Here is a 12,829-nt window from a genome sequence, read left to right as displayed (position 1 = left end):
AAAAGTTCAGAAAATAGTTATGGGGAGATAAAGTCAGAGATCAGAAAGGCAGATGGGGAAGATGAATCTGACAGATTTGCATTATGTAGTTGAAATCGATAAGAGTGGATCAATCTCAAAGGCGGCGAAGGAACTTTATGTGGCGCAGCCAAATCTTAGTAAAGCGATCAAGCATCTGGAGCGGGAATTTGGAATTTCTATCTTTGAGCGGTCGTCAAAGGGAGTTAAGGCGACAAGAGAAGGACAGAAATTTCTGGAGTATGCCAAAAGGATCATTTACGAAATAGAGGAAATGAAAAGGGACTGCAGTGATCTGGGGAAAGAAAATCTCTCATTTAAGATTACTGTTCCGAGGGCAAGTTACATTACCAGTGCATTTGCAGAGTTTATCGGAATGCAGAGCAAGGAAACGGCGATCAAAGCAGAATTTCAGGAAAACAGTTCTATGCATGCCATTGAAAATGTGTTGCAGAACGGGTATTCCATGGGAATCATCCGGTATCTGTGCGAGAATGAACCTTATTTTCAGTCGCTTCTTGATCTGAAAGGGCTGGATGCAGAACTTCTGGCAGAGCTTCCGTATGTGATCTTAACTTCTGCGGATGGAGATCTTGCAAAGAGGGAGTTAAAGACAAGAGAAGAACTGGAAGATGGTGTGGAAATCCTGCATGGGGACTGGAAACTTCCGACCGGAGAATACACCGAGCTGAGTGAGAATGGAGAGTCGCTTCATCCACATAATAAAATTTATATTTTTGAAAGGGGAAGCCAGTTTGATATTTTGCGGGAAGTAAAAAACAGTTATATGTGGGTATCGCCAGTACCGGAAAAATTAAGGAAAAACTACAATCTAGTGCAGAAGCATGCCGGATTTTCCAGACAGATGATCCGGGATGTGCTGATCTACAAAAAGGGTTATCAGAAAAAATTGTACGAAAGAGAATTTATTGGGCATTTAAAAGAAACAATCCGTGAAATGATGTAAATGAGAGCAGAATGATATATCGGACCAAGATATATCCATTCTGCTCTTTTTGTGTATTTGATGAGCTGGGTACACATTTATCCGTCTATTCATAAATACTAATACTTTTGATTCTTGTATTATTATATATTGGAAAATATATAGCTATCATATATGAAATGTATAAACGAAAACTATAGATATATGTTATAATGTCATAAAAATAATAGAATAATAAGAAGGAAATGTACAATATGACGAAGGAGGAAATGGAATGTTAGATGCATCTTATTATCAGAAAACGGATGAGATCATTGCCATGCATACAAGGGAGGAACGCTCATTGATACCGATCATTCAGGATATTCAGGAGGAATACCGTTATCTTCCACCGGAACTGCTTACCTATGTAGCAAAACAGATCGGGATTACAGAGGCAAAAGCGTACAGTGTGGCAAGCTTTTATGAGAATTTTTCATTTGAACCGAAAGGAAAGTATGTGATCAAGGTCTGTGACGGAACAGCCTGTCATGTGCGTAAATCCATTCCTATCCTGGAAGCGCTGTATAAAGAGCTGGGGTTAAATGAGCACAAGCATACATCAGACGATATGCTTTTTACAGTAGAGACTGTATCCTGTCTTGGAGCCTGTGGACTTGCACCTGCGATCACAGTTAATGATGAAGTACATCCGAAGATGTCACCGGAGAAGGTAATCAAACTTCTTGAAGAACTGAGAGGTGAAGAAAATGAAAATTGAAAACAGAACGGAACTGAAGGAATATCGTATTGAATGTCAGAAAAAACAATCGGCTGACTGCAGAGTACTGGTTTGCGGGGGAACCGGATGTCTGGCAAGTGGATCAGGCAAGATTTATGAAAAGTTAAAAGAACTGACAAAAGATCATACAGGGGTAGAAGTAAAGATCGGGGAAGAAATCGCACATACAAAGGTTATGAAGAGTGGATGTCATGGCTTCTGCGAGATGGGACCTCTGGTAAGAATTGAGCCATATAATTATTTATATATTAAAGTAAAACTGGAAGACTGCGAAGAGATTTATAACGAAACAATCCTGGGCGGCAGACCGGTAGAGCGACTTCTCTACAAGATGGATGGAGTGACCTATCCGTCACAGGAAGAGATTCCGTTCTACGCAAAGCAGACCAGACTGGTACTGAAGAATTGCGGACATATCGACGCAGAGCATATTGGGGGTGCACTTGCAGTCGGTGCTTATGCCGGAATCGAAAAGGCACTCTTTGAGATGACACCGGAAGCAGTGATTCAGACAATCTATGATTCGAATCTGCGTGGACGTGGAGGTGCTGGATTCCGCACCGGCAGAAAGTGGCAGCAGGTTGCTTCCCAGAAAGAAAAGATCCGCTATGTGGTCTGCAATGGTGATGAAGGTGATCCGGGTGCATTTATGGATCGAAGTATCATGGAAGGTGATCCGCACCGTATGATCGAGGGCATGATGATCGCAGCATATGCAGTACAGGCACAGGAAGGCTATATCTATGTACGTGCAGAATATCCGCTTGCGATTGAAAGACTGAAGACAGCGATCAGCCAGGCAGAGACAATCGGACTTTTAGGAGACAACATTCTTGGAACCAATTTCAGTTTCCATTTACATATCAACCGTGGTGCAGGTGCATTCGTCTGTGGAGAAGGCAGCGCACTGACGGCATCCATTGAAGGAAAACGTGGAATGCCGAGAGTAAAACCGCCACGTACAGTAGAGCAGGGATTATGGGCAAGACCAACTGTTCTTAATAACGTAGAAACCTATGCCAATGTTCCGATGATCGTAACAAATGGTGCAGACTGGTTCAAAGGAATCGGTACACCAGAAAGTCCCGGAACGAAAGCATTTGCACTGACCGGTAATGTAAGAAATACAGGACTGATCGAAGTACCAATGGGAATTACATTGCGCGAAGTTATTTATGACATCGGCGGTGGAATCCAGAATGACAAGAAATTCAAAGCAGTACAGATCGGTGGTCCGTCCGGTGGATGTCTGACCGAGGATCAGCTGGACAGTAAGATGGACTTTGATTCACTGGCGAAGATCGGGGCAATGATCGGTTCGGGCGGTCTGGTTATCATGGACGAGGATACCTGTATGGTAGAGGTTGCCAGATTCTTCATGAGTTTTACACAGAGAGAAAGCTGTGGAAAATGTGTTCCTTGCCGTGAAGGTACAAAGAGAATGCTTGAAATCCTGGAGCGTATTGTAGCAGGAAACGGAAAACCGTCCGATATGGACGAGCTTCGTGAACTGGCAGATATGATTGAGAGTACGGCGCTTTGCGGACTTGGAAAGAGCGCACCGAAACCGGTTATCAGTACCATGAATGCATTTGAAGAGGAATATCTGGAACATATCAACGAGAAACGCTGCCGGACAGGTGTCTGTTCAAATCTGCGTAAATTCCAGATCGATCCGGAGATATGCAAGGGCTGCTCGAAGTGTGCAAGAAACTGTCCGGCAGGTGCAATTGAAGGCGTGCTGAAATCTCCTTATCATATCAATCAGGAGAAATGTATCAAGTGCGGAGCCTGCATGGAACAGTGTCCGTTTAAAGCAATTCATATCGAGAAATAGGAGGAATGAGTCATGGGATATATGACAATAGATGGAAGGAAGGTAGAGTTTACAGATGAGCCGAATGTACTTTCTGTCATCCGTAATGCAGATATAGATATACCGACACTCTGCTACCATTCAGAACTGTCTGTGTATGGAGCCTGTCGTTTGTGTACCGTAGAAGATGAGAGAGGAAAGACGTTTGCATCCTGTTCAGAACCGCCAAGAGATGGGATGGTCATTTACACGAATACTCCGCGTCTTATGAAATATCGTAAGATGATTCTGGAGCTTTTACTTGCTGCACATTGCAGAGACTGTACAACCTGTATCAAGAGTGGAGAATGTCAGCTTCAGGCGCTGGCACACCGTATGGGCGTCACAACCGTCCGATTTGAAAATACAAAAGAACAGTATCCACTGGATTTCAGTTCACCGTCAATCGTGCGTGACCCGAATAAATGTATTCTCTGTGGTGACTGTGTCCGTATGTGCGACAATGTACAGTTTGTTAATGCGATTGATTTTGCATACCGGGGAACAAAGGCTCTGGTAACACCGGCATTTAACAAAAAGATTGCAGAGACAGACTGCGTAAACTGTGGACAGTGCAGGGTTGTCTGTCCTACAGGTGCGATCAGTATCAATACCAATATCGAAGTGATCTGGGATTTTCTTGCAGATAAGAATACAAAGGTGATCGCACAGATCGCACCGGCAGTCCGGGTCGCAGTCGGCGATCAGTTCGGCCTTCCAAGAGGGGAAAATGTGATGGGAAAACTCGTCAATGTGTTGCACCGCCTTGGATTTGATGAAGTTTATGATACTTCTTATGGTGCAGACCTTACGGTGATCGAGGAATCTGAAGAGCTTCTTGAACGACTTGCATCCGGAGAAAATCTCCCATTATTTACATCCTGCTGTCCGGCATGGGTAAAATTCTGTGAGAACCGTTATCCGGATCTGGCAAAAAATCTGTCAACCTGCCGTTCACCGCAGCAGATGTTTGGTGCTGTGATCCGTGAATACTATAAGGATCCGGAAAAGAATGGTGGAAAGAGAATCGTTTCTGTATCGATCATGCCGTGTACTGCAAAGAAAGAAGAGATTTTAAGACCGGAATCTTCCACGAATGGAAAACAGGATATTGATTATGTACTGACTACAACAGAGCTGATTACAATGATCCGGAAATCCGGTATCCGCTTTGAAAATCTGGAGATCGAAGCATCCGATATGCCGTTTGGTATCGGATCTGGTGCAGGTGTGATCTTCGGAGTAACCGGTGGTGTGACAGAAGCCGTACTCAGGCGCCTTCGTGAAGGACATAACCGTGTGGAAATGGATAAGATCAAATTCAGTGGAGTTCGTGGAGAAGAAGGACTGAAAGAAGTAGAGTTTGATTACAACGGACGTACTATCCATGCAGCTGTTGTCAGTGGACTTGGAAATGCAGATGCGCTGATGAAGAAGATCCAGAAGGGCGAGGTACATTACGACTTTGTTGAGGTTATGGCATGCAGGCGCGGATGTATTATGGGTGGCGGACAGCCAGTCCCGGCAGGTCCGAGAAGCAGGATAGCCAGAAGCAAAGGCCTGTATGATACCGATATCAATACGCAGATTAAGAAGTCGAATGAGAATCCGCTGATCCTGTCATTATATGATGAACTTCTGAAAGGAAAGACCCACGAATTACTTCATCGTAATTTTGAGGCAGCGAAAAAATAAAATTGTACGAAAAAGAGTATAAGACAATGCAGTCGTCGATCTGGCGGCTGCATTGTCTTATTTCAGAGTATTTCCATACATTCACTGGCACTTTTTTCTCATTTCGATCCCCTTCGCTTTCTATATATAAATGAAGTAGGTCATGAAATTATGATAAACATATAGTCATTAAGGTGTCGATTTTGAAACAAAAACTTCCGGGATTTTTAATGGAGAGTTTGGAAAAAATAGGGAAATAAACAAGGAAAGATGACTCTTGTCAAGAAGAAACATATCTGTTATAGTGAGTAAGAATAAATAAAGAAACTTTTTCAGTGCTAGGCAGAAGAATTTCTGGTCGGCTTAAAAGGGAATCAGGTGAAAGTCCTGAGCGATCCGGTCACTGTAAATGAGGAGCAAAGCGGCGGCAAGCCATTGCATAAAAATGTGAGAAGGTGCAGCTTTGTTAAGATCCATAAGCCAGGAGACCTGCTGAAAGAGAGTAAATTGCTTCCGATGAAAGCGCGTTTACATACACAAAGAAATGATATCTTGCTTCATACTGAGTATGAAAGCAAGATTTTTGTGCTGCCATATATACGGAAAAGAGTTCCGGTGGCAGAGGATGTAGGTGAAGTCTGCTTTCAGGAAAAAGGAAGCAGATTTTTTTTGCATACGATGAGCCAAGTGCAGATTTATGCTTGCACGAGGAACTGGATTTGGCGAATGTACATCATCGAGCTGTCAAGCGACAAAAGATCAGGACATCAGGAGGAAGAGTTGGATTATGAAGAGGAATTCAAAACAGTTTCTTGCACTTTTCATGGCAGTTGCAATGTCGGTTACACCGGTTTCTTATGCTTACGCTGAGGACAGTGCAGTGGCAGGAGTAGAAAATACAGAATCAGGTCAGCAGACCGTAGAAGTAACAGACGGAAAAATCGGTGCGGCAGACGCAGCAGGTCAGCCGGCTGAAGAAGTGACTGGACAGGAAGAAGAAACGACTGCCGGACAGGGAACGGACGAGAATCAGAAGAGTCAGGAAGAGCCGAAAGCAGAAGAAAATGCGGCAACAGGGAATGTAACTGAGGCAGAGAAAAAAGAAGCGGGCGAAGACGGAAAGAGCGAAGAGAAGGCTGCAGAGGAGCAGAAGGTTAAGTCGGAAGAAACGGCGGAAAATGCCGGGGAAGTGAAGACGCAGGAAGCGAAAAATGTTACCAGTGATTTTGCAATGTTTAAGGTTGGATCGTCTTCTGTTGTAAAAGAAAATGATCACCTGAAAGTTTCGATAGAAACAGAGAGTAAAACTTACAATAAAATTTATATTGGAAGTAAAGCTGATACGGTTGAACGGAAAGAAGAAAAGGCGATAGTTGGAACAGGAACAGGCAACGGGTATTTATTTTCATTTGAACTTCCACTGTCAGCAGATGGAACGGATGTTGCCTTTGTACCGCATAGCCAAAAGAAAGGTTGGGTGAGTAAGAAAGAAGACGGAGATTACACGCTTCATATTTCATCGTCAGCAGAAAATAAAAAAGACGACACAGAAAATCCTGAACAGGGGGGCAATTCAGGAGAGAGCAAACCGGAAACCGGAAGTGGCGAAAACCAGAAACCGGGAAATGAGGACAAGAACGTACTGGATACTGGAAAGTATGTAGTAGATGTTGATGCAGCTTCAGCTAGTGGAATGTTTCGTGTAGTAAATTGCGTGCTGACATCTGTTGGTGGCAAGATGCAGGCAGATATTACACTTAGTGGAACGGGATACGATAAGTTATATATGGGAAGTAAGGAAGCTGCGGCAAGTGCTTCGGAAGATCAACTGATTGGGTATTCTGTAAATGCAGAAGGAAAATATGTATTTACAGTGCCAGTAGAAAGTATGGATACCGGAGTCCAGATTGCAGCACATGGATTCAATAGTGGTAACTGGTATGATCGTACATTAATATTCAAGACAGAAGGAATGACCAAATATGTTCAGGTAAGTGATGGCTCTTATAAAGCAAACGTAACTTCAAGTTCATCCATGTTTAAAGTTACGGATTGCATCTTAACATCAAAAAATGGGGAGATGACTGCAAAAATTACACTCAGTGGTACAGGATATGATTATCTGTATGTAGGAACAAGTGCAGAAGCAGCACTTGCAGATAAGTCCAAGTGGATTCCTTATGTTGTGGACAAAAATGGTATGTATACCTATACGATTCCGGTTTCTTTATTAGACACAGGAATTTCAGTGGCAGCATTTTCTCATAAAAAGCAAGTATGGTATGACCGTACCTTGACATTCGCCTCAGCAGGCATGAAGAATCTGAACAATAGCAATTCCACAAATGGAAATACTGGAAATAATGGCAACACCAACCAGGGAAATAACACCAGCCAGAACACCAACTTTGGAACCGGCACCACTTCCGGCAACACAGGCACAAACCAGACCCCGGACAAAGAATCCAAATATGAGGCAGATTTAAATGGTGGAACTGCCCGTGTAAACAGTGCAACAACACTTGCAGACGGTGTCTATACACCGGATAAATTTTCCTGGTCAGGTGGAACCGGAAAGGTCAGTATCAGTTGTACCAAGATTACCGTGACAGGCGGTCAGGCATATGCTACCATTGTATTTAGCAGTGGTTCTTATGGCTATGTAAAGGCGAATGGAAATACCTATTATCCGACAACAACCGGAAGTACGTCTACATTTGTCATTCCGGTAGAACTGAACAAGAACAATACGATCATCGGTATGACAACCAAGATGTCAACAGCGCATGAAATCAGCTATTCGATTTTCATTTACCTAAGTGCTGCAGCAAAAGCAGACGGAACTACAGTAAGTGGGGAGACCAATTTAAGTGCAGATACACTGGATGAGAAAGCGCCGGAAATCATGGGACTTTCTTATCAGTCTGAGACAAAGGTAGAGCATGCTAAGTACTTCAAGATCTATCATTATGATCAGGGAATCACTCTTTTAGAAATCGATCAGAGAAAAGATGAGGATACAAAAGAGACCAAGACAAAGGATACAAAAGAAGATACAGATTCCGGGCTGACACCGGCACAGGAAGAACAGCTTGCGCTTTACAAAGCAAAGATCGTCCGGTATCTGATCGTCCCGGAAGACGCAGAAATTCCGGCAGGTCTGGATAAAGAAATGATCGTGATCCAGAAGCCAAAGAAGTCTGCATATGTAGGTTCAGAGGAAGTACTGGAAATCCTGGATAAGCTGAATGCAACAGACCAGATTACATCAGTAGGGGTAAAACAGAAGAACTGTAAGGTAGAAGGCATTGCAAAAGCAATGAAAGCTAAGAAGATCATTTATGCAGGAACCTATAAGAAACCGGAAAATAAAAAACTGATGAAGAGTAAGTGTGATCTTGCAATCCTTTCCAATAAAATTCTTCCGGATGAAAAGAATGAGAAGAAAATGTCGGTAGAAGATCAGCAGAAGAGATACGAAGAGCTGGCAGAAAAATTTGTTCTTCTGGATGTTCCGATGATCGTTGACCGGTCAGCAGATGAGGAAAAGGATGATGCAAAAGCAGAGTGGAGTAAGGTTTACGAGGCAATTTTCGCGCAGACAGACAGTACAGATTCTTCTGCAAAAAACTAGGTAGATTCTTTTTTGGATACAGAGGTAGAAAATGAAAAAGAGAACGATGCGTCTGGGATGCATTCTTTTGAGTACAGTGCTGCTTGGGACGGCGGCACTGACCGGATGCGGGCAGACGAAAAAGAATACAACAGATACAAAAAAAACAGAAAGCAGCAGTACGAAAGAAAGTGCCAAAGAAAAAAAAGGTCCGGAGATTGACGGACTCACTTATGAATCCGCGATGGATCTGGAATATGCCGAAGGTTTTCAGGTATATTACTACAAAGACGGCTATAAGATGATCGATATCAAAGACGATGCAAAATTTCTGGTCGTCCCGGAAAATCAGGATGTGCCGGATGGAGCCGAGGAGGATTACGTGATCCTTCAGCAGCCGCTGGATCATATTTATCTTGCGGCGACATCTGCAATGGCACTTTTTAATGCGATCGATTCTCTGGATAATATCACAATGACAGGTACCCAGGCTTCCGGATGGTATATTGAAAATGCAGTCAAAGCGATGGATGATGGGAAAATAAAATTTGCAGGGAAATACAGTGAACCGGATTATGAGATGCTGGTGGACGAAGACTGTGATCTTGCCATCGAATCGACCATGATCCTTCACACACCGAAGGTACAGGAGATGATCGAATCTCTGGATATCCCGGTGATGATCGACCGGTCCAGCTATGAATCGCATCCTCTAGGAAGAACTGAATGGATCAAACTTTATGCAGCAATGCTGAATAAAGAAGATGCAGCGGATGCATTTTTTGAAAAGCAGGTGGAAAATGTCGATGCGCTCAAAGATTTTAAGAATACCGAGAAGACAGTTGCATTTTTCTATGTAAGCAGTGACGGAACGGTGGTAGTAAGAAGAAGTGATGATTATATTCCGAAAATGATCGAACTTTCCGGTGGAAGATATGTATTCGATGATCTGACTGGCGATGACAGTAATACTTCAGCAGTAAAACTTACAATGGAAGAATTTTACGCACAGGCGGCGGATGCAGATTATCTGATTTATAATTCAAGTATCGATAATCCAATCAACAGTGTAAAAGATCTGGAAGAAAAAGATGCACTTTTTTCTGATTTCAAAGCAGTCAAAGAAGGAAATGTATGGTGTACCGGTAAATATCTGTATCAGGCAACCGATATCGTTGGGGAACTGATCACGGATATGAATCTGATGCTGACAGGCGGCGATGAAAGCAAGATGACATTTTTATACCATGTAAAATAGAAAACGGAGAAGAAAATGGGACAGGCAGGAATGAAAAATAACTGGAAAAGGAATACAAGATATATGGGAGTCTTTGCGGTGCTGGCAGCAGTTTTTTGCATGATCGTAGTGATGAACATCAATACCGGAAATGTACAGATCTCGGTTCCTGAGATTTTACGGATCCTGTTTCTGAAAAAAGGAACACAGGTGCAGATGAATATTATCTGGAAAATCCGTCTTCCGCGTGTCCTGATGGCAGGGATTCTGGGAGGGGCACTTGCCCTTTCCGGATTTTTATTGCAGACATTTTTTTCCAACCCGATCGCAGGACCGTATGTACTGGGGATTTCTTCGGGTGCAAAGATGATGGTCGCTCTGGCGATGATCATCTTTTTAAAATATTACACTTTGGTATCATCTTATATACTGATCATTGCAGCATTTATCGGATCTATGCTTTCAATTGGATTTATCCTGCTTCTTGCAAGAAAAATCCGGAATATGGCAACTCTTCTGGTTGGCGGAATCATGATCGGTTATATCTGCTCGGCAGTAACTGATTTTGTAGTGACTTTTGCGGAGGATTCAGATATCGTGAATCTGCATGGCTGGTCACAGGGAAGCTTTTCCGGTATGAGCTGGAGCAATGTAAAGGTAGCAGCGCTTATGGTAGGAATCACACTGATCCTTACCTTTTTCCTGTCAAAGCCGATCGGAGCGTATCAGCTGGGAGAAATGTATGCGCAGAGTATGGGGGTCAATATCCGTGTGTTCCGGGTGCTTCTGATTCTGCTTTCCAGTGTATTTTCCGCATGTGTGACCGCATTTGCAGGGCCGATTTCATTCGTTGGAATCGCAGTTCCGTACTTGATCAAGCATCTTCTCGGGACGGCAAAACCGCTGGTTGTGATACCGGCAACATTCCTTGGCGGGGCAGTGTTCAGTATGGGATGTGATCTGATCGCGCGTATGGCATTTGCACCACTGGAGCTGAATATCAGTACCGTGACTTCGATCTTTGGTGCACCGATCGTAATTTTCATGATGATAAAAGGAAGAAAAGGGAAATAAATATGAGTGAGAGCTATTTTCAGATGAAAGATCTTTCTGTCGGATATCATGGAAATGTACTGATCCATGATATCTGTACAGAGATTAAAAAAGGTGAGATATTGACACTGATTGGACCAAACGGTTCCGGGAAATCTACGATTTTAAAAAGTATTACCAAACAGCTTACGCTCATTGGAGGTAAGGTGACGATCGGTGAAAAGAATCTGAAAGACTTATCTTACAAAGAGCTTGCAACGAAGATGGCAGTGGTTCTGACACAGCGGGCAAAGCCGGAGCTGATGACCTGCTATGAGGTCGTAGCAGCAGGGCGGTATCCTTATACAGGACGGCTCGGGATATTAACGCGAGAAGATGAGAAAAAGACACAGGAAGCACTGGAAATTGTCCATGCAACAGAATACGCAGAAAAAAGTTTTGAGGCGATCAGTGACGGGCAGAGACAGCGGATCCTTCTGGCAAGAGCGATCTGCCAGGAACCGGAGGTACTGATCCTGGATGAACCCACTTCTTTTCTGGATATCCGTTATAAGCTGGAGTTGCTTACTATTTTGAAAAATATGGCGAAAGAAAAGCAGATCACGGTCATTATGTCACTTCATGAGATCGATCTGGCGCAGAAGATCTCGGATAAGATCCTGTGCGTTAAAGGAGATATAATTTTCGGTTATGGAGAGCCGGAGGCGATTTTTAAAGAAGATTTTATCCAGAAACTTTATGAGATCGACAACGGGCATTTTGATCCTGTGTTCGGAAGTGTGGAGCTTGCAAAGGCGGAGGGAGAGGCAGAAGTATTTGTGATCTCTTCCGGAGGCAGTGGAATCCCTGTTTACCGGAACCTTCAGAAAGCAAAGATTCCATTTTCGGCAGGAATCCTGTATACTAATGATATTGACTATCATCTGGCAGAACATCTGGCAGTCAGTGTAATCGAAGAAGAGCCATTTGAACCGGTAAGCGACCGTGCATTTGAACGGGCAAAGCAGATGATCAGGCAGTGTAAAAAGGTGATAAATGCAGGAATTGTGATTGGGACAACCAACCGGAAGATGAAAGAACTGCTTGTATTTGCAGAAGAAATGGGAAAGCTGGAATCATATGAAAAATAGACTTTTGCACATTTACTGTGGAGATGGAAAAGGAAAGACGACGGCGGCAACGGGGCTTGCAGTTCGCGCAGCTGGAAGTGGTATGCGGGTTCTGTTTGCCCGTTTTTTAAAAAATGAATTTTCGGGAGAATTGAAGATCCTGGATCGGATCCCGGAGATCGAGGTACTTCATCTGAAAAAAAGCTATGGATTTTTTAAGACACTTTCCGAAAAGGAACAGGAAGAAGTCCGAGAGATGTATGGCAGGCTGTGGAATACGATCCGGGGGAAAATCAGTACAGGGGATTATGATATGCTTGTGATTGATGAATTTATGGCGGCATACCGGTATGGACTGATCCCGAATAAAGAGGCGGTGCAGTTCTTAAAAGACAGACCGGACAATCTGGAAGTGGTTCTGACCGGACGGGATCCGTCAGATGAGCTTCTGGAGCTGGCAGATTATATTTCGGAAGTAAAGATGGTACGGCATCCTTTTGAAAAAGGAATCCGGGCAAGGAAAGGCATCGAATACTAAGGAGA

At 43.4% G+C, this 12,829-nt stretch carries 9 protein-coding genes and 1 riboswitch; all 9 genes read left to right on the top strand.

Annotated elements, in window-relative coordinates; all coding sequences use genetic code 11:
* Positions 1 to 61: 61 nt before the first annotated feature.
* The 9 genes from PGR14_RS02040 (at position 62) to PGR14_RS02000 (ending at position 12,824) form a co-directional block, all read left to right on the top strand.
* Positions 62 to 985, top strand: coding sequence for a LysR family transcriptional regulator (locus PGR14_RS02040; protein WP_195367987.1), 924 nt, complete (start codon positions 62 to 64; stop codon positions 983 to 985).
* A 253-nt stretch (positions 986 to 1,238) separates the two neighbouring features.
* A complete protein-coding gene (locus tag PGR14_RS02035; RefSeq protein ID WP_022220742.1) occupies positions 1,239 to 1,724 on the top strand; it encodes a complex I 24 kDa subunit family protein in 486 nt (161 codons plus the stop codon).
* Positions 1,714 to 3,582, top strand: coding sequence for an NADH-quinone oxidoreductase subunit NuoF (locus PGR14_RS02030; protein ID WP_175305431.1), 1,869 nt, complete (start codon positions 1,714 to 1,716; stop codon positions 3,580 to 3,582). The genes PGR14_RS02035 and PGR14_RS02030 overlap by 11 nt, the downstream gene beginning before the upstream one ends.
* Before the next feature lie 12 nt (positions 3,583 to 3,594).
* Positions 3,595 to 5,295: a [FeFe] hydrogenase, group A gene (locus tag PGR14_RS02025; RefSeq protein WP_175305430.1), complete on the top strand. Its 1,701-nt coding sequence runs from the start codon at positions 3,595 to 3,597 to the stop codon at positions 5,293 to 5,295.
* Positions 5,296 to 5,590: 295 nt separating this feature from the next.
* Positions 5,591 to 5,785: riboswitch (cobalamin riboswitch) on the top strand.
* A gap of 276 nt (positions 5,786 to 6,061) precedes the next feature.
* Complete coding sequence (locus tag PGR14_RS02020; RefSeq protein ID WP_270222889.1) at positions 6,062 to 8,908, top strand: hypothetical protein; 2,847 nt, start codon at positions 6,062 to 6,064, stop codon at positions 8,906 to 8,908.
* Positions 8,909 to 8,939: 31 nt separating this feature from the next.
* On the top strand, positions 8,940 to 10,145 hold the full coding sequence (locus tag PGR14_RS02015; RefSeq protein WP_022220739.1) for an ABC transporter substrate-binding protein: 1,206 nt from the start codon (positions 8,940 to 8,942) through the stop codon (positions 10,143 to 10,145).
* Between the two features lie 15 nt (positions 10,146 to 10,160).
* Positions 10,161 to 11,198, top strand: coding sequence for a FecCD family ABC transporter permease (locus PGR14_RS02010; RefSeq protein ID WP_270222888.1), 1,038 nt, complete (start codon positions 10,161 to 10,163; stop codon positions 11,196 to 11,198).
* A 2-nt stretch (positions 11,199 to 11,200) separates the two neighbouring features.
* Complete coding sequence (locus tag PGR14_RS02005) at positions 11,201 to 12,307, top strand: ABC transporter ATP-binding protein (RefSeq protein ID WP_270222887.1); 1,107 nt, start codon at positions 11,201 to 11,203, stop codon at positions 12,305 to 12,307.
* Positions 12,297 to 12,824 carry a cob(I)yrinic acid a,c-diamide adenosyltransferase gene (locus PGR14_RS02000; protein ID WP_270222886.1) on the top strand — a complete coding sequence of 176 codons (528 nt, stop codon included), beginning with the start codon at positions 12,297 to 12,299 and terminating at the stop codon, positions 12,822 to 12,824. Before PGR14_RS02005 ends, PGR14_RS02000 begins: the two co-directional genes overlap by 11 nt.
* Positions 12,825 to 12,829 lie beyond the last annotated feature (5 nt).

Origin of the sequence: Coprococcus sp. AF99-45 (assembly GCF_027663865.1) — a bacterium.
Taxonomy (GTDB): domain Bacteria; phylum Bacillota; class Clostridia; order Lachnospirales; family Lachnospiraceae; genus Allocoprococcus; species Allocoprococcus comes.
This window is presented reverse-complemented; position numbering and strand designations above follow the sequence as displayed.

Coding starts and splice junctions, on each gene's coding strand:
- PGR14_RS02010 (WP_270222888.1), top strand. CDS start 10,161: ATGGGACAGGCAGGAATGAAAAATAACTGGAAAAGGAATACAAGATAT.
- PGR14_RS02000 (WP_270222886.1), top strand. CDS start 12,297: ATGAAAAATAGACTTTTGCACATTTACTGTGGAGATGGAAAAGGAAAG.
- PGR14_RS02005 (WP_270222887.1), top strand. CDS start 11,201: ATGAGTGAGAGCTATTTTCAGATGAAAGATCTTTCTGTCGGATATCAT.
- PGR14_RS02020 (WP_270222889.1), top strand. CDS start 6,062: ATGAAGAGGAATTCAAAACAGTTTCTTGCACTTTTCATGGCAGTTGCA.
- PGR14_RS02040 (WP_195367987.1), top strand. CDS start 62: ATGAATCTGACAGATTTGCATTATGTAGTTGAAATCGATAAGAGTGGA.
- PGR14_RS02015 (WP_022220739.1), top strand. CDS start 8,940: ATGAAAAAGAGAACGATGCGTCTGGGATGCATTCTTTTGAGTACAGTG.
- PGR14_RS02030 (WP_175305431.1), top strand. CDS start 1,714: ATGAAAATTGAAAACAGAACGGAACTGAAGGAATATCGTATTGAATGT.
- PGR14_RS02035 (WP_022220742.1), top strand. CDS start 1,239: ATGTTAGATGCATCTTATTATCAGAAAACGGATGAGATCATTGCCATG.
- PGR14_RS02025 (WP_175305430.1), top strand. CDS start 3,595: ATGGGATATATGACAATAGATGGAAGGAAGGTAGAGTTTACAGATGAG.